The organism is Micromonospora sp. NPDC005087 (assembly GCF_042872965.1).
Taxonomy (GTDB): domain Bacteria; phylum Actinomycetota; class Actinomycetes; order Mycobacteriales; family Micromonosporaceae; genus Micromonospora.
This window is the reverse complement of record NZ_JBIALB010000005.1, coordinates 192211-213986: the sequence shown is the minus strand read 5'-3', so window position 1 is coordinate 213986 and position 21776 is coordinate 192211. Positions and strand designations below refer to the sequence as shown.

The 21776-nt window shown below is 72.0% G+C and carries 20 protein-coding genes; 12 read left to right on the top strand and 8 right to left on the bottom strand.

The window, feature by feature from the left end; genetic code table 11:
- Nucleotides 1–155 precede the first annotated feature (155 nt).
- Entirely contained in the window at nucleotides 156–1067 is a 912-nt protein-coding gene (locus ACFYPS_RS14840) for a hydroxymethylglutaryl-CoA lyase (RefSeq protein WP_354966568.1), read from the top strand.
- Nucleotides 1068–1127: 60 nt separating this feature from the next.
- Here the strand turns inward: ACFYPS_RS14840 and ACFYPS_RS14835 are convergent, their stop codons facing one another.
- Nucleotides 1128–1703, bottom strand: a complete 576-nt coding sequence (locus ACFYPS_RS14835) for a snapalysin family zinc-dependent metalloprotease (RefSeq protein ID WP_354966389.1) — start codon at nucleotides 1701–1703, stop codon at nucleotides 1128–1130.
- A 188-nt stretch (nucleotides 1704–1891) separates the two neighbouring features.
- Between ACFYPS_RS14835 and ACFYPS_RS14830 the strand changes: the two genes are divergently transcribed.
- The 3 genes from ACFYPS_RS14830 to ACFYPS_RS14820 all read left to right on the top strand — a co-directional run bounded on the left by ACFYPS_RS14830 (nucleotide 1892) and on the right by ACFYPS_RS14820 (nucleotide 7483).
- Complete coding sequence (locus ACFYPS_RS14830; protein ID WP_354966390.1) at nucleotides 1892–3424, top strand: acyl-CoA carboxylase subunit beta; 1533 nt, start codon at nucleotides 1892–1894, stop codon at nucleotides 3422–3424.
- Nucleotides 3425–3500: 76 nt separating this feature from the next.
- Nucleotides 3501–4649: an acyl-CoA dehydrogenase family protein gene (locus ACFYPS_RS14825; RefSeq protein WP_354966391.1), complete on the top strand. Its 1149-nt coding sequence runs from the start codon at nucleotides 3501–3503 to the stop codon at nucleotides 4647–4649.
- 140 nt (nucleotides 4650–4789) lie between these two features.
- Nucleotides 4790–7483 (top strand): ATP-binding protein, encoded by a 2694-nt coding sequence (locus ACFYPS_RS14820; RefSeq protein WP_387324814.1) that lies wholly within the window; start codon nucleotides 4790–4792, stop codon nucleotides 7481–7483.
- Nucleotides 7484–7787: 304 nt separating this feature from the next.
- Here ACFYPS_RS14820 and ACFYPS_RS14815 read toward each other — a convergent pair whose 3' ends face one another.
- The gene (locus ACFYPS_RS14815; RefSeq protein WP_354966393.1) at nucleotides 7788–8306 is read right to left on the bottom strand and encodes a MarR family transcriptional regulator; all 519 of its coding nucleotides are present in this window, start codon (nucleotides 8304–8306) and stop codon (nucleotides 7788–7790) included.
- A 99-nt stretch (nucleotides 8307–8405) separates the two neighbouring features.
- Here ACFYPS_RS14815 and ACFYPS_RS14810 point away from each other — a divergent pair, with 99 nt between their 5' ends.
- Together ACFYPS_RS14810 and ACFYPS_RS14805 are read left to right on the top strand one after the other, a co-directional pair.
- A complete protein-coding gene (locus ACFYPS_RS14810; protein ID WP_354966394.1) occupies nucleotides 8406–8987 on the top strand; it encodes a YceI family protein in 582 nt (193 codons plus the stop codon).
- A 295-nt stretch (nucleotides 8988–9282) separates the two neighbouring features.
- Nucleotides 9283–10761, top strand: a complete 1479-nt coding sequence (locus ACFYPS_RS14805) for a glutamate--cysteine ligase (protein ID WP_354966395.1) — start codon at nucleotides 9283–9285, stop codon at nucleotides 10759–10761.
- Between the two features lie 52 nt (nucleotides 10762–10813).
- Here ACFYPS_RS14805 and ACFYPS_RS14800 read toward each other — a convergent pair whose 3' ends face one another.
- Complete coding sequence (locus ACFYPS_RS14800; protein WP_387324809.1) at nucleotides 10814–12232, bottom strand: hypothetical protein; 1419 nt, start codon at nucleotides 12230–12232, stop codon at nucleotides 10814–10816.
- A 122-nt stretch (nucleotides 12233–12354) separates the two neighbouring features.
- Between ACFYPS_RS14800 and ACFYPS_RS14795 the strand changes: the two genes are divergently transcribed.
- Both ACFYPS_RS14795 and ACFYPS_RS14790 read left to right on the top strand, forming a co-directional pair.
- On the top strand, nucleotides 12355–13053 hold the full coding sequence (locus ACFYPS_RS14795) for a PASTA domain-containing protein (RefSeq protein WP_387324805.1): 699 nt from the start codon (nucleotides 12355–12357) through the stop codon (nucleotides 13051–13053).
- A gap of 106 nt (nucleotides 13054–13159) precedes the next feature.
- Nucleotides 13160–13963: a PASTA domain-containing protein gene (locus ACFYPS_RS14790; protein WP_354966398.1), complete on the top strand. Its 804-nt coding sequence runs from the start codon at nucleotides 13160–13162 to the stop codon at nucleotides 13961–13963.
- A gap of 7 nt (nucleotides 13964–13970) precedes the next feature.
- On the opposite strand, the gene ACFYPS_RS14785 is transcribed toward ACFYPS_RS14790, so the two are convergent.
- Together ACFYPS_RS14785 and ACFYPS_RS14780 are read right to left on the bottom strand one after the other, a co-directional pair.
- A complete protein-coding gene (locus ACFYPS_RS14785) occupies nucleotides 13971–14414 on the bottom strand; it encodes a hypothetical protein (RefSeq protein WP_354966399.1) in 444 nt (147 codons plus the stop codon).
- Between the two features lie 98 nt (nucleotides 14415–14512).
- A complete protein-coding gene (locus ACFYPS_RS14780; protein WP_354966400.1) occupies nucleotides 14513–14797 on the bottom strand; it encodes a hypothetical protein in 285 nt (94 codons plus the stop codon).
- A gap of 626 nt (nucleotides 14798–15423) precedes the next feature.
- On the opposite strand from ACFYPS_RS14780, the gene ACFYPS_RS14775 reads away from it, so the two are divergent.
- The 3 genes from ACFYPS_RS14775 to ACFYPS_RS14765 all read left to right on the top strand — a co-directional run bounded on the left by ACFYPS_RS14775 (nucleotide 15424) and on the right by ACFYPS_RS14765 (nucleotide 17114).
- Entirely contained in the window at nucleotides 15424–16305 is an 882-nt protein-coding gene (locus ACFYPS_RS14775; RefSeq protein ID WP_354966401.1) for a helix-turn-helix transcriptional regulator, read from the top strand.
- On the top strand, nucleotides 16275–16496 hold the full coding sequence (locus tag ACFYPS_RS14770; protein ID WP_354966402.1) for a DUF397 domain-containing protein: 222 nt from the start codon (nucleotides 16275–16277) through the stop codon (nucleotides 16494–16496). Before ACFYPS_RS14775 ends, ACFYPS_RS14770 begins: the two co-directional genes overlap by 31 nt.
- A 216-nt stretch (nucleotides 16497–16712) precedes the next feature.
- Nucleotides 16713–17114 carry a hypothetical protein gene (locus ACFYPS_RS14765; RefSeq protein WP_354966403.1) on the top strand — a complete coding sequence of 134 codons (402 nt, stop codon included), beginning with the start codon at nucleotides 16713–16715 and terminating at the stop codon, nucleotides 17112–17114.
- Here the strand turns inward: ACFYPS_RS14765 and ACFYPS_RS14760 are convergent.
- The gene (locus ACFYPS_RS14760) at nucleotides 17082–17681 is read right to left on the bottom strand and encodes a hypothetical protein (RefSeq protein ID WP_354966404.1); all 600 of its coding nucleotides are present in this window, start codon (nucleotides 17679–17681) and stop codon (nucleotides 17082–17084) included. The genes ACFYPS_RS14765 and ACFYPS_RS14760 overlap by 33 nt on opposite strands.
- 213 nt (nucleotides 17682–17894) lie before the next feature.
- Between ACFYPS_RS14760 and ACFYPS_RS14755 the strand changes: the two genes are divergently transcribed.
- Nucleotides 17895–19766 (top strand): S8 family serine peptidase, encoded by a 1872-nt coding sequence (locus ACFYPS_RS14755; protein ID WP_387324798.1) that lies wholly within the window; start codon nucleotides 17895–17897, stop codon nucleotides 19764–19766.
- A gap of 66 nt (nucleotides 19767–19832) precedes the next feature.
- Here ACFYPS_RS14755 and ACFYPS_RS14750 read toward each other — a convergent pair whose 3' ends face one another.
- Together ACFYPS_RS14750 and ACFYPS_RS14745 are read right to left on the bottom strand one after the other, a co-directional pair.
- The gene (locus ACFYPS_RS14750; protein WP_354966406.1) at nucleotides 19833–20639 is read right to left on the bottom strand and encodes a WecB/TagA/CpsF family glycosyltransferase; all 807 of its coding nucleotides are present in this window, start codon (nucleotides 20637–20639) and stop codon (nucleotides 19833–19835) included.
- Nucleotides 20636–21751: an NAD-dependent epimerase/dehydratase family protein gene (locus ACFYPS_RS14745; RefSeq protein ID WP_354966407.1), complete on the bottom strand. Its 1116-nt coding sequence runs from the start codon at nucleotides 21749–21751 to the stop codon at nucleotides 20636–20638. Before ACFYPS_RS14745 ends, ACFYPS_RS14750 begins: the two co-directional genes overlap by 4 nt.
- Nucleotides 21752–21776 lie beyond the last annotated feature (25 nt).

Below are 21776 nucleotides of genomic sequence, written 5' to 3'. Positions count from 1 at the left end.
GGCAGCCGAGCCCTTTGCTCTGCTTACCTGGAGGCGACAGCGGTCGTCCGGATACCGGACAGTCGCCGTTGCGTCCGTTGAAGCAGTGCAAAGGGCGCGGTGCAGCCGACAACCCGCCCCGATCCGACGTCACAGCGAGGTGACCGATGAGCCAGTTGCCAGATTCCGTGTCGATCCGCGAGGTCGGGCCGCGAGACGGGCTGCAGAACGAGGACCCGATCCCGACCGACGCCAAGGTGCGGCTGCTCGACGCGCTCTCCGGCAGCGGCGTACGCCGGATCGAGGCGGTGTCGTTCGTGCACCCGAAGGCGATCCCACAGATGGCCGACGCCGACGAGGTGTGGCGGCGGGCGGTCCGGGCCGACGGGGTGCGCTACTCGGCCCTGGTGCCGAACACGCGGGGCGCCCAGCGGGCCCTCGCCGCCGGGTTCACCGAGATCGAGGTGGTGGTCTCGGCCAGCGACACGCACAACCGGCGCAACGTCAACCGTTCAACGGACGAGTCGCTGGACGACATCGCCGAGCTGATCGACCTGCTGCACGGCGCCTCCGCGCGGGTCGAGGTGATCGTGGCGACCAGCTTCGGCTGCCCGTACGAGGGGGACATCGACCCGCAGCGGGTGGCCGGCATCGTGGATCGGGTGGTCCGGGACGGCGCGGACCGGGTCGCGTTCGGCGACACCACCGGCATGGGCACTCCGCGCCGGGTCCGCGAGCTGCTGACCGCGGTACGCGACCGCAACGCGCACGTGCCGGTGCTGCTGCACTTCCACAACACCCGGGGTACGGCGCTGGCCAACCTGTTGACCGCGCTGGAGTTGGGGGTGACCGAGTTCGACGCCAGCGTCGGCGGCCTGGGCGGCTGCCCGTACGCGCCGGGGGCCAGCGGCAACCTGGCCACCGAGGAGGCCGTGCACATGCTGCACGACATGGGCATCGACACCGGCATCGACCTGGCCGCCCTGATCGAGGCGGCCGAGCTGGCCGAGCACCTGCTCGGCAAGAAGCTGCCCTCCGGGGTGCTGCGCGCCGGCCCCCGCACCCGACTGACGCCGATGCCGAGCTGACCGCTCACAAACGCGGGGAGGGGCCGGCACGATGCCGGCCCCTCCGACGTACCCGGTCGATCAGCCCACCGAGGTGAGCATGCTCGGCCAGCTGTCGCGGAAGATGTCCGCTCCGGCGCGGTCCGCGCTGCGCTCGGTGGCGGCGAAGGTGCCGGCGAAGAGGTTGCTCACCCGGTTCGCCTCGGTCGTGCTCGGGTACGGGTTGGTGCAGCTGGTGCCGGCGCTGCCGCCGGACATCAGCAGCGAGCAGTTCCCGTTGTAGTTGTCCGGCAGGCCGAGGATGTGCCCGATCTCGTGGGTCATGATCCGCAGCACGCTGTACTGGGCGGCCTGCTGGGTGTCGATGTAGACCCGGCCATTGCCGAGGCTGGTCCGGACGGCGTACGAGCCGCCGCCGGTGATCCGGTAGATCCGCAGGTTGGAGCCGCAGTTCGCGGAGAGCGTCAGGTTCGACGTGGCGTTGTTCCAGATCGAGGCGGCCTGGTTGGCGGTGCCGGCGTAGCTTCCCGCCTGGCTGGTGTTGTAGCAGATGGTCATGGCGGCGGACGCGGGCGACGGGTTGGCGACCGTGACGCCGAGGGTGGCGAGCGCCGTCGCGACGAACGCGACCGCGAGCCGATTGAGTCGTGAGGTCATCGCTGACTCCAATCCGGGAGGAGGGGGTGTCAGGAGCCTAGCGACATAGATTAATAGATTTCAATGTTTGGTTTGAATCCGCAGCCTCCGGGCACCACCCGGCTGCCCGGTCCGCCCATGGGTCGCCGGGCGTCGCGCGAATGCGATAGCCTAACGATCGTTCAGGTCAGTACGGCGAGGGAGTCAGCGTGACGCTCGACGGTGAGGCGCTGGAGCAGCTGCGCAAGCGGGCCCGGTCCGGCGGCGCGGACAAGTACCACGCGGCGAACGCGGCCAAGGGCAAACTCTTCGCCCGGGAGCGGGTCGCGCTCCTGGTCGACGAGGGCTCGTTCGTCGAGGACGGCCTCTACGCCAATGCGCTGGCCGAAGGGCTGCCCGCCGACGGCGTGGTCACCGGCACCGCCACCATCGACGGCCGGCAGGTCTGCCTGATGGCCAACGACTCCACCGTCAAGGCCGGCAGTTGGGGCGCCCGCACCGTCGAGAAGATCATCCGGATCATCGAGCGGGCGTACGGCGCCGGCGTGCCGATGGTCTACCTGGTCGACTCGGCCGGCGCCCGGATCACCGACCAGGTCGACCTCTTCCCCGGCCGGCGCGGCGCCGGCAAGATCTTCTGGAACCAGGTGCGCGCCTCGGGCTCGATCCCGCAGGTGTGCGCGCTGTTCGGCCCCAGCGCCGCAGGTGGGGCGTACATTCCGGCGTTCTGCGACGTGGTCGCCATGGTCGACGGCAACGCCAGCATGTACCTCGGCTCCGACCGGATGGTCGAGATGGTCACCGGCGAGAAGACCACGCTGGAGGCCATGGGCGGTGCCAAGGTGCACACCGCCGAGTCCGGCGTCGGGCACTTCCTCTGCAAGACCGAGGCCGACGCGCTCGACGTGGTGAAGACCTACCTGTCGTACCTGCCGGCCAACTGGACCCAGGCGCCGCCGGCCGCCGAGGCCGTCGCCGCGCCCGCCAAGGCCGACCTGGCCGCGCTGGTGCCGGCCAGCGAGCGGCAGGCGTTCGACATGCGGCGGTACGTCAAGGGCCTGCTCGACGAGGGGTCCTTCTTCGAGATCCAGGCGCTCTGGGCCAAGGAGCTGACCATCGGCTTCGGTCGCCTCAACGGCGAGGTCGTCGGCGTGCTCGGCAACAACTCGATGTTCAAGGGCGGCGTGCTCTTCGTCGACTCGGCCGACAAGGCGACCCGGTTCGTACAGCTCTGCGACGCGTTCAACGTGCCGCTGCTCTTCCTCAGCGACGTGCCCGGCTTCATGGTTGGCAGCGCGGTGGAGAAGCAGGGCATCATCCGGCATGGCGCGAAGATGATCACCGCCATCTCCGAGGCGACCGTGCCGAAGATCTGCGTGGTGGTCCGCAAGGCGTACGGCGCCGGCCTCTACGCGATGGCCGGCCCCGGGTTCGAGCCGGACGCCACCATCGCGCTGCCCAGCGCGAAGATCGCGGTGATGGGGGCCGAGGCGGCGGTGAACGCGGTCTACGCCAACAAGATCGCCGCCATCCCGGACGAGGACGAGCGGGCCGCCTTCGTCGCCGCCAAGCGGGCCGAGTACGAGCAGGACATCGACGTCGTCCGGCTCGCCAGCGAGCTGGTGGTGGACGCCATCGTCGAGCCGCACGAGTTGCGTACCGAGCTGGTCCGCCGGTTCGCCGCGGCGCGTACCAAGGATCGGCACTTCTCCCGGCGCCGGCACGGCGTCACCCCGGTCTGACCCTCGACCGGACCAGCACCGCGAACCGTCCCGGCGTCACGAGCGCCCGGCGGCCCCGTTCACACAGGAGGATGAGATGGATTTCCGGCTCACCGACGAACAAACGGCGCTGCGGGAGAGCGTGCGGGACTTCGCGCGCGAGGTGGTCGCTCCGGTCATCGCCGAGCACTACGAGCAGCACACCTTCCCGTACGAGGTGATCCGGCAGATGGGCAAGATGGGCCTGTTCGGCCTGCCCTTCGGTGAGGAGCACGGCGGCATGGGTGGCGATTACTTCGCGCTCTGCCTGGCCCTGGAGGAGCTGGCCCGGGTCGACTCCAGCGTGGCGATCACGCTCGAGGCGGCGGTCTCGCTCGGCGCCATGCCGATCTACCGGTTCGGCACCGACGAGCAGCGCGCGACCTGGCTGCCGAAGCTGCTCAGCGGCGAGGCGCTGGCCGGTTTCGGGCTCACCGAGCCGGGCACCGGCTCGGACGCCGCCGGCACCCAGACGCGGGCGGTGCTGGACGGTGACGAGTGGGTGATCAACGGCTCGAAGGCGTTCATCACCAACTCGGGCACCGACATCACCGCCCTCGTCACCGTCACCGCGGTGACCGGTACGAACCCGGACGGCTCGAAGGAGTTGTCGACCATCATCGTGCCCAACGGCACGCCGGGGTTCACCGTGGCGCCGGGCTACTCCAAGGTGGGCTGGACCGCGTCGGACACGCACGAGCTGACCTTCGACGACTGCCGGGTGCCGGCGGCGAACCTGCTCGGCGAACGGGGGCGCGGCTTCGCCCAGTTCCTTCAGATCCTCGACGAGGGCCGGATCGCCATCGCCGCACTGGCCGTCGGTCTCGCACAGGGCTGCGTCGACGAGTCGATCAAGTATGCGAAGGAGCGCCACGCCTTCGGCCGGCCGATCGGTGCCAACCAGGCGATCCAGTTCAAGATCGCCGACATGGAACTGAAGGCGCACACCGCCCGGCTGGCCTACTACGACGCCGCCGCGCGGATGCTGGCCGGTGAGCCGTTCAAGCGCCAGGCCGCCATCGCCAAGTTGCACGCCAGCACCATCGCGGTGGACAACGCCCGGGAGGCCACCCAGATCCACGGTGGCTACGGCTTCATGAACGAGTCCCCGGTGGCCCGGTTCTGGCGGGACTCCAAGATCCTGGAGATCGGCGAGGGCACCAGCGAGGTGCAGCGCATGATCATCGCGCGCGATCTGGGCCTCTGAGCGGAGCTGGATTCGCCGGCGGCCGGTCGACCGCCGCCTCCGGCAGGGCCGTGCGGTCGCTGTCGGATATCGGCGAGTGGGCGTCGGCAGCCCGACGCTCGACTGCCGATGGTCGGAGTCGATCCGTACTCTTCGTGCCCATGACTCCGGATCATGACCGGTCGCGGAGCCCGGCCGGTCGTAGCGGGCTGGCGGAGCTGCTCCGCGGGCACCGGCGTGCCGCCGGCCTGACCCAGGCGGAGCTGGCCAACCGGGCCGGCGTGGGCGTGCGGACGGTGCGTGACCTGGAGCGCGGGCGATCGGTTCGGCCGCAGCGCACCACCGTCGAGCTGCTCGCCGGAGCTATGGAGCTGACCGGGGCCGCCCGGGCGGCGTTCCTGGCCGCGGCCCGCGGTCAGGCCGGCGGTGAGCCGCCCCGACCGGACGTCACCCTGGCGGCACTCGCGGTCACCGGCCCCGCCACGTCGGCAGCCGACCCGATCGGGTCCGCCCCGCCGGTCGCCCTCCCACCGCCGGTCGCGCTGATCGGCCGGGACCGCGACGTCACCGAGCTGGCGGCGATGCTGACCGCGGAGCACGGTCCCCGGCTGGTGAGCCTGGTCGGGCTGGCCGGAGTCGGCAAGACCGCACTGGCGTTGTCCGTCGCGCACGACGCTGCCGACGCCCACCCGGGCGGCGTCGCCGGGGTGCTGATCGGCGAGGGCTCGGACGGGCCGGACGTGCTCGCCGCCTCGATGGCCGTACTCGGTGCGGCCCGGCTGCCGGAGCTCACCGCCCGGCTCGCCGACCGTCCGGCGTTGCTGGTGATGGACGCGGTGGAGCGCGCACCCGGTCCGGTGGCCGAGACACTGCACCGGCTGACCGGCGTGCTGCCCTCGCTGCGGGTGCTGGTCACCGGGCGGCATCCGGTCGGGCTGCCCGGCGAGCGGGTCTGGCCGGTCGCGCCGCTCGACGTGCCGCCGCCGGACGCCGAGCGGTCCGGACCGGCCACGCTCGGGTCGTGGCCGGCGGTCGCACTGTTCACCGCCCGGCTCGCCCAGATCCGTCGGGAGCCGCCCACCGCCGACGAGCTGCCCGCGCTGGCCGCGCTGGTCCGCCGGCTGGGTGGGCTGCCGCTGGCCATCGAGCTGATGGCCGCCCGGGGCCGGCTCCTCGACCTCACCGAGCTGCTCGACCGGTACGGCGACCGGGTGCTCGACCTGGCGACGCCTGCCGACCCGGCGGTCCATCCCGGTTGGGACGGACCGGATGCGGCCGCCCGCCCGGCGAACAGCGCCGATGCCGCCCCGGCCGTGGCGGCGGTCACCCTGCGGGACGCGGTAGCGACCAGCTATCGGTTGCTCGCGCCGGATGAGCGGGACGCGCTGCGGCGGCTCGCCATGTTCGGCAACCGGTGGTCGGTGGAGCTGGCCGAGGAGATGCTCGCCGACGAGGCCGACCAGGACGGCACGGTGGCGATCGACCCGGTCCCGGTGCTGGACCGGCTCGTCGAACTGGGCCTGCTGAGCGTGCGCGGCACCGGGCCGTTCCGGTTCCGGCTGCTCGACGCGGTCCGCGACTTCGCTCTCGAACAGGCGGCCGGCGGTGGCGAGCTGACCTGCGTCCGGCGTCGGCACGCGGAGGTGATCGCCCGCCTGGTGGCGGGGACCGCCACCGACCTCGCTGGCCCCCGGTTGCCCGATGCGGTGCACCGGCTGGACCAGGTGAGCAGCGACATCAGCTCCGCGCTGGCCCACGCGGCCACCGACGATCCGATGACCGCGCTTCGCCTGGCGGCCTGCCTGACGCGCTGGTGGCGGTTTCGGGGGCGCGACGTCGCCGGCCGGCAGTGGCTGCGCCGGTTGCTGGCCGACCCGCGAACCGCACAAGCTGATCCCGTCCTGCGTGGCTGGGCCAGCCTCGGGGTGGCCCGGCTCGCCGTCGAGCACGGTGCGGGTCCCGACGAACTGCCGACGGCGCGGGCCGCGCTGGACATGTTCCGGCAGGCCCGCGACGTTACCGGGGAACTGGAGGCGCGGACCGTGCTCGGCGCGCTGCTGATCACCGTCGGTGGGCACGACGAGGCCCGCGAGCAGGCCGAGGCGGTGCTCCGGCTGGCGGCCCGCGACGGTCGGACCCGGCACCTCGCGGTGGCCCAGAACAGCCTCGCCTGGCACGACATCCGGGTCGGTGACCTGGCTGCGGCGCGCCGGCGACTGGCCGCCGTCGACCGGCTCGCCGCCGAGGGCGGTGAGCAGCGGCTGCGGGTGCTGGCCTGGGCCAACCGCGCCGAGGTCGCCCGTCTGGAGGGCCGGTACGCCGACGCCGTCGACCAGGGCCGACGCGCCGTGGCGGCGTTGTCCGAGCTGGGTGATCCGGGGCATCGGCGCCGGGTGCTCGGCACGGTCGGGTTGGCGCTCGCCCAGGACGGTCGCGGTGCGGAGGCGAACGAGGTGCTCACCGAGCTGCGGGCGGGGATCGGCGAGGTCGCGGTGGCCGTACCGGTGCGATCGTGGGTGGAGCGGGCCGGGCTGCCACGACCGCGCGCGGACGACGCGGTGCTGTCCCGGAGTGGGCCGGAGGCGGGGACCTGCGCGTTGATCGAGGGGAACCTGGCGCTGCACGGGGGTGACCGGGAGCTGGCCGCCGAGTGGTTCGCCGCTGCCGCCGAGGCCGCTCAGGATCGGCGGGACGTGGTGGAGGCGCTGGTGGGGTTGGCTGCGAGCACCGCGGACCCGGCGGTCCTGGACCGGCTCGACCAGGTCTGTCAGGAGAGTGGCATCCGGCTGTTGCCGCAGGAGTCGGGACTGCTCTACGCGCTGATGGCCGCCCGGGGCGGGCGGGCCGTGGGGTAGTCGCGGCGGGCCGGCCACCGGGTCGTCGTGGGGCGGCATGATCGCGGACGGTCGGGCGGGAGTGGCGCGGACGAAAAGCCCCCTTGGTGCTACCCCTCGCTGTTCGCCCGCGCCGTCACCCCCCGGTGAATCCCCGGTGCACGAAGCCTGTCACCGAGATCGGGGCGGAAAGTCTGTTCCGAGCGGTAGGTCCGGTTGCCAAGGTCAGTTCTGCCGGTCTTTCTGCCGGTGGCGCGACACGTGCTCAGGCCGGTCCGTACGCCGACCGCTTGCCGTGCCCGCAGGGACGGGCGGTCGCCGGCGGTCAGGGTCGGGCAGCTCCGTCGGCGGCGGCGATCTCCTGCTCGGGGGCGGTGTCGGTGCTGCCGGCGGTGGCGCACGGGTGAACGGCGTCGCGCACCCGGCGCAGGCCGTCGAGCAGTGCGGCCAGGGCCTCGGGGTCCAGTTGGCCGGTGAACCACTGCTCGATGATGCGGAGATGCCCGGGCAGGGTCTCGTCCAGCCGCTGCATGCCGGCGGCGGTAACGACGGCGAACGAACTGCGGCGGTCGGACGGGCAGGCGCGGCGGGTGAGCAGCCCGTCGCGTTCCATCCGGTCCACCACACGGGTCACCCCGCTGGTGGACAGGGAGGTCTGGGCGGCGAGATCCGTCATCCGCAGCTGGTTGCCCGGCGAGCGGGCCAGTCGGGTGAGCACCTCGAACTCGACCACTGAGAGGCCCTGCTCGTCGAGTTGGGCGGCGAACCGGGCCGAGAGCCCGGCGTGCACCTCGTAGAGCAGGCCGACGGCGGTGATCCGGGGATCCTCGAACACGTTGGTCACTCGTTCATCGTACCAGTACTTGACACAGGGAATATTGCTGTGGCTATAGTTGCTCAAGCAGTCGTTGGGCTACTAAACATTCTTCTGGAGGACATCAGCATGACCAGCAGCATCGATGCGGTTACCCGCGACTGGGACGGCCTCACCATCCCGACGGCCGGCACCTACGCGCTGGACGCCGCACACAAGCGGGTCGGCTTCGTCGCCCGACACATGATGGTGAGCAAGGTCCGCGGCGAGTTCAACGAGGCGGCCGCCACCATCACCATCGCCGAGGACCCGCTGCAGTCGTCGGTCGTCGCGACCATTCAGGCCGCCAGCATCGACACCACCCAGGACGACCGGGACGCGCACCTGCGCAGCCCCGAGTTCCTGGAGGTTGAGAAGTACCCCACGCTGGAGTTCCGCAGCACCGGCGTCAAGTCCCACCGCCGCAACGAGTTCGTGCTCACCGGTGAGCTCACCATCAAGGACGTCACCCGTCCGGTCGAGCTGCAGGTGGAGTTCGAGGGCGTCGGCCGCAGCCCGTTCGGCCAGGACATCTTCGGCTTCTCCGCGAGCACCGAGATCGACCGCGAGGAGTTCGGCCTGACCTGGAACGTCGCGCTGGAGACCGGCGGCGTGCTGGTCGGCAAGAAGATCAAGATCGAGATCGAGGGCGAGGCCGTCCGCCAGGCCTGATCCTTCGGATCGCCGGTACGCCGGGCCCGCGCCGCAAGTCGGCGCGGGCCCGTCGTCGTCTCCGGCAGCCGTCGCCACCTGCGTGTGAAGTGTCACGGGTTGTTCGCATCTCCAGCGGGTCCGGCACGCCTCCGACGGGGTACAGATGGCGCCACGAGCGCTTCCGCGCGGGCCGGTTTCGCATCATCGGTACCGGCCCCTGGCTCCGGTCAGGTGGGCGCTCCTAACGTGGATGGTTCACAATGCGCTTTCCGGGACGGCAGGATCCCGACCGCGCCGGCCGCCGGGAGGACATATGGGCAGGGACGTCTCGCAGGGCGCCTTCACCCGGGAGGATCGCGTCCGCTACCGGCAGAAGGTCCGGCGATGCCTGGACGTCTTCGCCCTGATGCTGGACGACTTCGGCTTCGACGCCGACCGGCCGATGACGGGTCTGGAGATCGAACTCAACCTGGTCGACTCGGCGGCCGAGCCGGCGATGCGCAACGAGGAGATCCTCGCCGACATCGCCGACCCGCTCTTCCAGACCGAGCTGGGGCAGTTCAACCTGGAACTCAACGCCGAGCCCCGGCTGATCGAGGGCACCGGCTTCGCCGACTACGAACACGACCTGCGCAGCAGCCTCTCCCGTGCCGACGAGCGTGCGGCCAAGTCCGACGCGAAGATCGTCCTGGTCGGCATCCTGCCCACCCTCACCGAGGGGCACCTGGTCGAGGACAATCTCTCCACCAATGAGCGCTACCGGGTGCTCAACGACCAGATCGTCGGCGCCCGGGGCGAGGACATCGAGCTCGACATCCGCGGCGTCGAGCAGTTGCGGACGCACACCGACTCGATCGCCCCCGAGGCCGCCTGTACCAGTCTCCAGTTCCACCTCCAGGTAGCCCCGGACAGTTTCGCCGACTACTGGAACGCGTCCCAGGCCATCGCCGGGGTGCAGGTGGCGATCGGGGCGAACTCTCCCTTCCTGTACGGCCGTCAGCTCTGGGCCGAAACCCGGATCGCCCTGTTCGAGCAGGCGACCGACACCCGCCCGGACGAACTCAAGGCCCAGGGCGTACGACCCCGCGTGTGGTTCGGCGAGCGGTGGATCACCTCGATCTTCGACCTGTTCGAGGAGAACGTCCGCTACTTCCCGCCGCTGCTGCCGATCTGCGAGGACGAGGATCCGGTGGAGGTGCTGCACTCCGGCGGTGTGCCGCAGCTCGGCGAGCTGCGGCTGCACAACGGCACGGTCTACCGGTGGAACCGCCCGGTCTACGACATCATGAACGGCCGTCCGCACCTGCGGGTGGAGAACCGGGTGCTGCCGGCCGGTCCGACCGTGGTGGACATGCTGGCGAACGCGGCCTTCTACTTTGGGCTGGCCCGCGGCCTGGCCGAGGCGGACCGGCCGATCTGGAGCCAGCTCACCTTCAGCTCCGCCGAGGAGAACTTCCACGCCGCCGCCCGACGCGGCCTGGACGCCGTGCTGCACTGGCCGCGGCTCGGCGATGTGCCGGTCACCAAGCTGGTGCTGGAGCAGCTGCTGCCAACCGCGGCGGCCGGCCTGGACGGGTTCGGTGTCGCCCCGGCGCAGCGCGACCGGTTGCTCGGCATCATCGAGCAGCGCTGCCGGACCGGCCGCAACGGCGCCGTCTGGCAGACCGAGGCGGTCTGGGCGGCGGAGCGGCACCGGGGCATGGACCGGGCCGCCGCGCTGCACCACATGGTCCAGCGCTACGCGGAACTCCAGCGCGGCAACGAGCCGGTCCACACCTGGCCGGTCGACTGACCCCGCACCACCGGTCCGGCCGGCCGTCAGCGCATCGGCGGCTGTCCGGGACTCAGTCGGTGCCGGGTCGCCCGGGCCGCCGCGGTGACCGGCCCCGCCGGCTGCCCGACGCGGCGCCCTCCACCGGCTCGTCGTCCATGGACCCGGTCGACTCGGAGTCGTCCGGGGCCGAGCGGGGTGCCGGCACTCGGGGTGCGCGGGTCGCGTCCCGCTTTCGCGGAACGGTCCCGCTCGCCGACGCCGCGGCACGGGCCGCGTCCGTCCCACGTCCGGTGCTGGCCTCGGTCGTGGGGCTCAGCGGATCGGCGTCGGGCTCGCCGGCCCGGGTCGAGTCGCGCTCGGCGGCCCGCTTCGCGTCCACTCCGACCGGAACGGGCGCGTCCGGGTCGGTCGACCGAACCCGGTTGGCCCGCTCGGCGAGGACGGCGACCAGCACCGAGCCGCCGACGCCGGCGATCACCGCGTACGGGGCGATCAGCTGGGTGGACAGCTGCGCGGGGCCCAGCGCCGACCAGCGCGGCAGGGTGGTCAGGTAGGCGAGCGCGACGAGCAGCGGACCGGCCGCGCCGGAGGCTGCCGCGCCGACCCGGTGCCCGGTCGACCGGGCGGCTCGCCGGGCGGCCAGCGCGCCGACCAGCAGCGCGGGAACGAGCGCCAGCAGCGCACCGGGCCAGTAGAGCTGGTCCCCGATCCAGTACCGCGGGTGGTCCGGGTCGAGCTGCCAGGTGCCGAGCTGGGCGCCGGTCAGCCCGCGTCCGACGCGTACCCCGTCGATCACCGAGACCACCGCGAGCAGCCAGAGCCAGGCGGCCGTGGCGGTCACGTTCACCGCGGCGGCGCGCGAGCGCAGCGCCCAGAGCGCGACGAGCACCCCGATCAGGATGCCCAGTCCCGCGTGTACGGCCGCCACCCGTTGCGGCGCACCGGTGTCGGCGCCCACCGCGACCCGCGCGGGTACGGCGACCAGAAGTACGGTGACCAGCCCGCCGACCGCGGCGCCGAGCGCCAGGGACACCCGCCGCAGCAGGCTCCCACGCTGGCTGGGCAGCACCTCGGCCATCGGTGACGACGCGCCCTCCGTGGCGCCCGTCGGGCCGGTTCCCTCGACCGCAGCCGCACGCGCGGCTCCGGGCGTCACCGGCTCCGACCGCTCTGCCGGCGCGGACCCGTTCTCCGGCGCCGGTGCGGCGGGAGGCATCGACCCCGGGCCGCTCACCGTCGCCTCGGCCGCCGGCGGCACGGCCCTGGAGTGCAGGCGCTGCGCGCACACCGCTCCGAGCACAGTGGAGCTGGCGGCGAGCCACGTGGCCCAGGCGAGGCCGTCCGCCCAGGCCGTGTCGGTGGCCCCCGCATCGGTGGGCGTCCAGGTGATGACACCGAGCCCGTAGCCGAAGCCAAGCTGCGCGGCGCCAGCGCCGGCAGCGACCCCGATCGCCGTCACGATCGATACTCCCCAGCCCCGTCTGGCCATGCCGGGCAGCGTAACGTCCCGTCGTCGGCGCGGCGAGTGGCAACTACCCGCCGGGGTGGACCGCGGACGCAGCGGGTTGGGCGACGACCGGTACGGTCGCCGGTGATGAGGCGGTGGGCGCAATGACGGACGCGAACCCGGGTCGGCAGGATTCCGTCGCCGGCCGGGACGGCGGCGGTGCGGGCCGGGCCAGTGTGCTGCTGGGTGGCGGGTTGGTCGCCGTGCTCCTCGCCGCGGTCGGCGCCACCGGTGGCTGGCTGTTGGCGGGCGGGGACGACGCACCTCCGGCGGATCCGTTGGCGGTGGCGACGACGACCGGTGCGCCGACCGGGCGGGCCACCGCACCGCGGCCGAGCACCGGCCGGACCACGCCCTCCGCTCCCCGGACCTCCGCCAGCGCGACCAGGGGGACCGGGCTGACCGTGCCACCGGTGGTCGGCAGCGATTTCATGGAGGCCCGGGATGTCCTGCGCAAGCAGCGGCTGGGCTGGCGGCTGGTCTTCGGCAACGGCACCGGTCGTACGGTCGAGAGCACCTCGCCCGCCGTGGGTACGGAGGTGACCCGGGGCACCACCGTGCAGCTGCGGGTTGCCGGTCCGCCGCCCCCCGCGGAGGTGCCGGACGTGGTCGGCGACGGCTGCGCGAAGGCCGCCGACGAACTGGTCGACGAGGGTCTCTACCCGCGCTACCGCAGCGGGCGCAGTGGGAAGGTCAGCCGGCAGGAGCCGGCCGAGGACGGCCCGGCCCGCTGGAACGACGAGGTCAGCATCTGGTGCGGAGAGACGCCGCCGAGCCTGCCGGGCACGCAGCCCCCCTTCTGACCAGGGCCGGGCGGTTCGGGCCGCGGATCCGCGCCGATGACGGTGCGGGCGGTTAGGTTGGCGGTCGAGGGCCATGCCGCCCGCCCGGTTCGGGAAAGGACGTGCGATGAGCGACGACCGCCAGGAGCCCGCCACCCCCACCACCGGGTCCCCCGACGAGACCGCTCCGATCGACCGGGCCGCGTCGCCGGATGAGACCGCGCCGATCGACCGGGCCGCGTCGGGTCCCGCCGCGTCGCCCGATCAGACCATGCCGATCGACCGCTCCGCGCTGACGCAGCCGGGCACGCCTCCCGACCGGACCGCGCCCATGCCTGCCGAGCGGGCGACCCCGGCGCCGTGGTCCGGGCGGGCGGAGGTCCGGGCGCCCCGACCGGCCGAGCCCTCCGGGGAGTGGTACGCCGAGGAGCAGGGTGGCCGACGCTGGTGGCTGCCGATCCTCTGGGGGGTGCTCGCGCTCCTGCTCGCCGGCCTGCTCGGCGCCGCGCTCTGGGTCGTGCTCGCCGCGCAGAACGACGACGGGGATGGCGACCCGGGGTCCACCCCGTCGCTGCCGCCGCCCAGTGCCACGAGCGCCGCACCGACCAGCGCGGCCCCGACCTCGGCGGCGCCGACCAGTGAGACGCCGAGCAGCCCGGCGGCCACCACCGCGCCGGCCGAGAAGCCGGTGCCGCCGCTCGCCGGCCTGCCGCAGGCCACCGCGGAAGGGCTGCTGGACCGGCTCGGGCTGGCCTACCGGGTGGTGTACCGCCCGTCCGAGCTGCCACCGGGGACGGTGGTGGGCACCGAACCGGAGGCCGGCACCATGCTGCCCGCCGACGAGGAGGTGCTGCTGATCGTGTCCCAGGCCCAGCCCTCGACCGGGACCAGCCCGGCTACGCCTAGTCCCACGGCGACACGCACGCGGTGACCGGTGCTCACCACATCCGGCGGCGGGTGCCGACCAGGCCGAGGCCGGCCAGCGAGATGGTGAGGCCGAAGATCCCGGACCAGAACAGCGAGCGGCGGACGTCGGTCGCGGTGTTCCGCGCCGGACCGGCTTCGGTGATCTCCTGCCGCCCGCCGGACTGACCGCCGCCACCGGCCCCGGCGGCCGGGCCGGTCGGGTCGGCCGCGTCGGCACGGTCGTCCGGGGCATGGGTGTCGAACCAGCCGGGTTCGTCGTACGTCGGTGGGTCGGCGTCGACCACGGTGATCTCCGGTGCGGGCACCGGAGTGGTCAGTCGGGTGGACGACAGCGCCGGGTCGCGGGCCAGGACCACGAACGTGGTCACGGCCCCGAGCAGGGCGAGCAGTCCGAAAGCGTAGGCGATACGGGAGCGGTGGTGCCGCCGCACGGCGGGCTGATTGACCATGACCATCCCAGGCTCAGGGCCCTGGACGCGCGGGTGGAACGGTGCCGGGGTGGGCGTACCAATTCTATGGCGACGGCACGCCCACCGGCGGCGGATCGCGTCGGTCAGCCCACCCGGACCGGTGTACGGACGACCGGTCGCCGGCTCCGTACGGTGTGCGGGCGGGGCTCCGGTGCGGCCTGCACCTGTTGCAACCCGCCCCGCTGGACGAAGATCGACCGACGGTTGACCGCGTCGCCCGCGGTGTTCAACTCGTAGCCGTCGAGCCAGAGCCAACCGTCGTAGGTCGGCCAGTCGAGCACCCGGATCACCCGGAACTTGATGGGCCTGAGGAACTGGACACTCGCCGCGCGAGTCACGTGCAGTACGTCACCGGAGCGGGGAAGCACATGGGCTCCTGGGGAGGTCGGCCGGCATTCGTGCCGGCGGTGACTGGTCGGGGGAAACGTCTCGGCCCGGTGACGGGTTCGCGCCTCGTGGACCGGTGGTGCGGGTGGTGGCGGTCGGGCCGTACTCCGCTGGTGGCGTGCCGCCACCCGACCATCACCCGGTTGCTTCCGGGAACCGCGCCCGCCGCCGCAGCCGGCTGGCTTGCAGCGGCGGGGTCCTCACCCCGGAGCAGCTCTCGGTGTCGCCGGCCGGGCCCGCGTCGTGCCCGGGTTCCCCGGGTCGGTGGGATCACCACACCGGGGGACCGGACGGAGACGCTGAGTGATCCGTGCCATGCGGACAGAGTGCATCAGTGACGTGCTTCATGCAAGTTGCACGTCGACTTTTGCCGATACGTGAGTGCCTTCCACAAAGCGGCGCTTGAAGCCATCCGCGTCCGGACGGCACACTGAGGGCCGGTTTCGCCCGTCGCGGCCGGCCGATGACCGGCACCACCCCCTCGCCGCGAACGCTCGCCGGTCGACGGTCGCGCCCCCGGCGGGCGGCAGCCAGTGGCGCGTCGACCGGAGGTAGCCCGAAGTGGGGTCGAGCAGCCAGCGGCGGAAAGCAGTGACCGGGGAGCGCCATGAGTGAGCGGCGCAGCCCCACCATCCGACGGCGGCGGCTCGGTGCCGAGCTACGCCGCCAGCGGGAATCCGCCGGGATCACCATCGAAGTCGTCGCCGAGCAGTTGGAGTGCTCGGCGTCGAAGGTCTCCCGGATCGAGACCGGGCACACCACGGCCACCCCGCGCGACGTCCGGGACATGCTGCGGATCTACGGCGTGGTCGGTGCCGAGAGCGACGAACTCGTGCAGATCGCCCGGGAGGCCCGGCAGAAGGGCTGGTGGCACCCGTACAGCACGGTGCTGGTCGGCGCGTACGTCGGGCTGGAGGCCGCGGCGAGCTCGATTCGGGCGTACGAGCAGCAGGTGGTGCCGGGTCTGCTGGAGACCGAGGAGTACGCCGGCGCGATGATCCGCGCCGCCCGGCCGGACTTCACCGCCGATCAGGTCCACCAACGGGTGCGTGTCCGACTGGGCCGTCAGTCGTTGTTGACCCAGGACGATCCGGTCGATCTGTGGGTGGTGCTCGATGAGGCGGTGGTAAGCAGGCCGGTGGGTGGGGACGAGGTGATGCGTGGCCAGCTCAAGCGGTTGGTCGAAGTGGCCGAGTTGCCGAACGTGACGTTGCAGATCCTGCCTTTCGAGGTCGGTGCGCACGCCGGCATGGACGGCACTTTCACGATCCTCAGTTTCCCCGAGGCCGGTGATCCGGATGTCGTGTACGCGGAGAACGCCACGGGTGGGCTTTTCCTTGAGAAGAGCGACGAACTACAGAAGTACAGCTTCATCTTCGATCACATCCGCGCCGCGGCCATTCGTCCGGAGGAGTCCGTCGCACACATCGCAAAACTGGCAGAGGAGCCGTTGTGGAAATGGCGACCAAGGGGTTCCCCGTGGACCTGACGCAGGCAACGTGGTTCAAGAGCTCGAAGAGCGGGCCGAACTGTGACAACTGCGTGGAGGTGGCGTACGTGACCGGGGCGGTCGGAGTGCGGGACTCGAAGGACAAGGCCGGCCCGGCCCTGGTTTTCGCCCCGGGCGACTGGCACGCCTTCGTCGCCGGCACCAGAGTTGGTGTGTTCGGCTCGGCCTGACCGAGCGGTCACGTGAGGTCCCCGTCCGGTCTCGACCGGACGGGGGCCTTCGCGTGCCGCGCCGGCGGGCTCCCGCTCCGCGCGCGGAGGCGCGCTCGGCGAGGTTCCGCCGGGATTCCCGTCGCCACAGCGGGTCCGTCTCGTTGAACGAATCGGTACGGCGCTGGTCGACGACCCGCCGCACCGATCCGCAACCCAGCGAGGTAGGCGAGACGGATGACGACGATCGGGTCAGACAACCTCACCAACGGTCCGGGCAAGCCGGAGCGGTTCGGTGGCAAGTACCGCGGGGCGCGTCGGGACACCGTACTGACCGAGGTGGTCTCGACCGACCAGGAGATGAGCGGGCGGGAGGCGCCGGCGACCGAGGCGGGCGACCCGCCGCTCTCGCTGCCCTCGCTCGACCCGAACCCACTGGTCGAGCCGTCCTTCCCGCCGAGCGGCTGGCCGATGGAGCCCACCGGGTCGCTGGCTGACCACCCGTTGCTGCGCGGCCTGCTGATGGAGCTGCCACCGAAGGGCAGCGTTCCGCCGCCGGGCTGGCTGGACCGCTGGTTCGAGGCGACCCGGGCGATCCTGGAGCTGCTATACGTGCAGGGGCCCGGCCGCTCGCGCTGACTTCGCCGGATCCGGCTGGGCCCGCTCGGCGAGCCGGTTGTGCCGGAGCGCGTGCCGGACGCCGATGGCCAGAATCCCGAGCGCGCCGACGGTGATCGCCGGACCGGTGACGCCCGGTTCGGCGAAGAGGTCGGTGCCGCTCGCCGCGACCACCGCGGGCACCGTCAGTACCCCGGTGACCTGCAACGGCAACCCGATCAACGGGTGCGCGGCGGCGGCCCGAAGACCGTGCGGCGCGGGCGTCTCGGGCGCCGCGGCGAACGCTCCCGCGCCGGCCCAGAGCCGGCGTACCCGGCGTACGGTGCAGACCGCGACCACGAGGGTGGGGAGCCCGGCGATATCGAGGGCGGCGGCGGCCTGGTCGGCCGGGGTGTTCCCGGCACTGAGCAGCCCGGCCGCGAGGACGGTCACCGTGAGCGTCAGGCCCACCAGGGTCAGGATGAGCAGGTGTCCAGCGCGTCGGCGCAGCGCGCGGGCGCGGTCCAGCCGGGGCAGGCCGTCCGCGACCACGCCAGCGGCCAGCCACAGGACGGCGATCGGCAACAGGGCGGCGAGGGGGCTCTCCATGCTGGTCAGCCTGCCCGGTCGCGGCCGTCCGCGACTCCGGGCGCAGCCCTCGTTCGTCCCGGACGCCGTCCCGTAGGGGGCATCCTTTCCGTGTTATGAACGATGCGACATGTTTATCTTCGTCACTACGTTGACCTACTCTCGGAAAGATCGGCCGTCACGAATCTGAGCGGGACCCGCGTCGGGCGGCTGCCGGTCGGAGGGAGGTAAGAGATGCGTCTTGCCCACAGGTCCGTACTCGTCGGGGTGGCCACACTGACCCTGTTGGCCGCTGCCACACCCGCCCTGGCCGCCGAACCGACCGGTGCCATCCGGGCGGCGGGCGGAGACACGGCCGTCGCGGACAGCTACATCGTCGTCTTCAAGGACACCGCCGTCAGCCGGGGCACGGTCGGCGACAACGCGGACCGGCTGGTCGGCCGGCACGGCGGCACGGTGGCCCGCACCTACGGCGCGGCGCTGCGCGGCTTCGAGATCCGGGTCGGCGCGAAGGCCGCCGCGCGGATCGCCGCGGACCCGGCGGTGGCGTACGTCGAGCAGAACCACACCGTCTCGATCGCCGGCACCCAGACCAACCCGCCGTCCTGGGGCCTGGACCGGATCGACCAACGGAACCTGCCCCTGAACAGCTCGTACACCTACCCGAACACGGCGTCGAACGTCCGCGCCTACATCATCGACACCGGCGTGCTGTACGGGCACAACGACTTCGGCGGGCGGGCCGTCTCCGGCTTCGACGCGGTGGACGGCGGCTCCGCCGACGACTGCAACGGCCACGGCACGCACGTGGCGGGCACGGTCGGCGGCTCGTCGTACGGGGTGGCCAAGGGCGTCCAGATCGTCGGCGTCCGAGTGCTCAACTGCCAGGGCAGCGGCACCAACGCCCAGGTGGTGGCCGGTATCGACTGGGTGACCGCGAACGCGGTCAAGCCGGCGGTGGCGAACATGAGCCTCGGTGGTGGCGCCAACAGTTCGATCGACACGGCCGTCACCAACTCGATCAACTCCGGCGTCACGTACGCGGTCGCCGCCGGCAATGGCAACGCCCTCGGCGTCCGGCAGAACGCCTGCAACTACTCCCCGGCCCGGGTCGCCTCCGCGATCACCGTGGGCGCGACGCAGAACAACGACGCCGCGGCGAGCTTCTCCAACTTCGGCACCTGCGTCGACATCCTGGCCCCGGGCGTCAACATCACCTCGGCCTGGTACACGGGCAGCAGCGCGACGAACACCATCAGCGGCACCTCCATGGCGTCACCGCACGTCGCCGGGGCCGCCGCGCTCGTGCTCTCGGCGAACCCGTCGTGGAGCCCGCAGCAGGTCCGGGACAACCTGGTCAACAACTCCACCCCGAACGTGGTGACCAACGTCGGCACCGGCACCCCGAACCGGTTGCTCTACGTCGTGAACGGCACCCCGCCGGCCAACGACTTCTCGGTCTCGGTGTCGCCGACCTCCGGCTCCACCGCGCCGGGCGGTTCGGTGACGGCCACCGTCGGTACGGCCACCACCGCCGGCTCCGCCCAGTCGGTCAGCCTCTCCGCCAGTGGCCTGCCGGCCGGGGCGACCGCGTCGTTCAGCCCGTCGACGGTGACGTCGGGCGGCTCGTCCACCCTCACCATCGCCACCTCGGCGAGCACCCCCGCCGGCAGCTACCCGGTGACCATCACCGGCAGCGGTGCGGCGGGCACCCGGACGGCCACGTACACGTTGACCGTGACCGGCTCGGGTGGCGGTGGCTGCTCCGGCACCAACGGCACCGACGTCGCGATCCCGGACACCGGCGCCACGGTGTCCAGCTTGATCACGATCGCCGGCTGCAACCGCAACGCCTCGGCGTCCTCGACCGTCGCGGTGAACATCGTGCACACCTACCGGGGTGACCTGGTGGTCGACCTGGTCGCCCCGGACGGCTCGGCGTACCGGCTGAAGAACAGCAGCTACTTCGACGGTGCCGACAACGTGAACACGACCTACACCGCCAACGTCTCCAGTGAGGCGGCGAACGGCACCTGGCGACTGCAGGTGCGGGACGTCTACTCCGGGGACACCGGCTACATCAACACCTGGACCCTGACCCTCTGACCTGGTTCCCACGGCCGAGGCCCCACCCGGAACGCCGGGTGGGGCCTCGTGCCGTACGGATCGGGGTCAGACCGCGAAGGTGGCCGGCCGCTCGGTGGCGGGCGCTGGCGGGCGGGCCTTCCACAGGCCGGTCTTCTGCCCGGCGAGCCGGGCCAGGTAGGCCGGGTTGAGGATCACGTAGCGGCGCCAGAGCCGCTTCGGCTCCAGCCCGAGCCGCCAGAACCACTCCAGGCCAACGCGCTGCATCCACGACGGGGGCTGGCGCAGCAGCCCGGCGTGGTAGTCGAAGGCCGCCCCGACCGCCATCAGCGGCATGTCGAGCAGGGGGCGCATGGCGTACGTGAAGACCTCCTGGCGCGGGCAGCCAAGCCCGACCAGGACCAGGCGGGCACCGCTGGACCGGATTCGGTCGGCGATCTCGGCGTCCTCGCCCGGCTGGACCGCGCGGAACTTGGACGGCTCCACCCCGGCGATCTTCAGCGCCGGGAACATCCGCTCCAGCGCCGGGATCAGCTTGGCCAGCGTCTCCTCGGTGGAGCCGTACAGGTAGACCGGCAGCCCCTCGTCGGCGAAGCGCGACAGCACGTGCAGCGTCAGCGTCGGCCCGTAGACCCGGTCGGTGAGCCCGGCATGGTGCAGCAGGTTGAGCGCCCAGCGCACCGGCTGGCCGTCGGGGGTGACCACGTCGAAGGAGTTGAGCCGGGCGTTGTGCGCCGGGTCCAGCACCCCGGTCATCACACCGTGCACGGCCAGCGCGGTCAGCGCGAGCGGACGCCGCTCGTGCGCCGCGGTCACCACGGCGTCGGTCGCCGCGTCGTAGTCGGTGGCGTCGACCAGGACGCCGAGCACGTTGCGCTTGGTCTGGGCGGTCATGCCTGGGGCACCCACTTGTCCACGTTGGCCTCGTAGATCTCCCGCAGGATCATCGGGACGTCATACGTAATCTTCCACTCCGGGTACTGCTCCTCAAACCGGGCCATGCTGCTCACGTACCACTGGTGGTCGCCGGTGCGGTTCTGCTCGACGTAGTTGATCTGCGCCTCGCGGCCGGTGATCTCCTCGGCGATCCGGAACGCCTCGATGTGTGACGTGTTGGAGTGCCGGCCTCCGCCAAGGTTGTAGACCTCCGCCGAACGCGGCGCCCGGAAGAACGCCTCGAACGCGGTCAGCACGTCCCGCGAGTGGATCGCGTCGCGGACCATCTTGCCCTTGTAGCCGAACAGGTTGTACGTCCGGCCCTCCATCACGCAGCGCATCAGGTAGGCCAGGAACCCGTGCAGCTCGGCCGCCGAGTGCGCCGGCCCGGTCAGGGTGCCGCCCCGGAAGCAGGCGGTCTTCATGTCGAAGTAGCGCCCGTACTCCTGCACCATCACGTCCGCGGCGACCTTGGACGCGCCGAAGACCGAGTGCAGCGAGTTGTCGATCGACATGTCCTCGGTGATGCCCTGGTACCAGCGGTGGTCCTCGGGCAGCTCGTACCGGGTCTCCAGCTCGATCAGCGGCAGGCTGTTGGGCCGGTCACCGTAGACCTTGTTGGTGGAGCAGTGGATGAACGGCGCGTCGATCGCGTGTCGTCGGGTGTTCTCCAGAATGTTGAGCGTGCCGCCGGCGTTCACGTCGAAGTCCGTGTACGGCTCCTTGGCGGCCCAGTCGTGACTCGGCTGCGCCGCGCTGTGGATCACCACGGCGATGTCGGAGCCGTACTTCTTGAACACCTGTTCCAGGCCGTCCCGGTCCCGGATGTCCACCGCGAAGTGGGTGTAGGCGGTGCCCAGGTCACGGCTGAGTCGCTCCAGGCTCCACGAGGTGGAGCCGTCCTCGCCGAAGAAGTACCGGCGCATGTCGTTGTCGATGCCGACGACGTCCAGGCCGAGGCCGGCGAAGTGCCGGACCGCCTCGGAGCCGATCAGACCACCCGACCCGGTCACCAACGCGACACTCACACGCCACTCCTGGTCCATCGGAGGCAGAAACCATCGGAGCATAGCGTGACGACGGGCACGGCCCCGA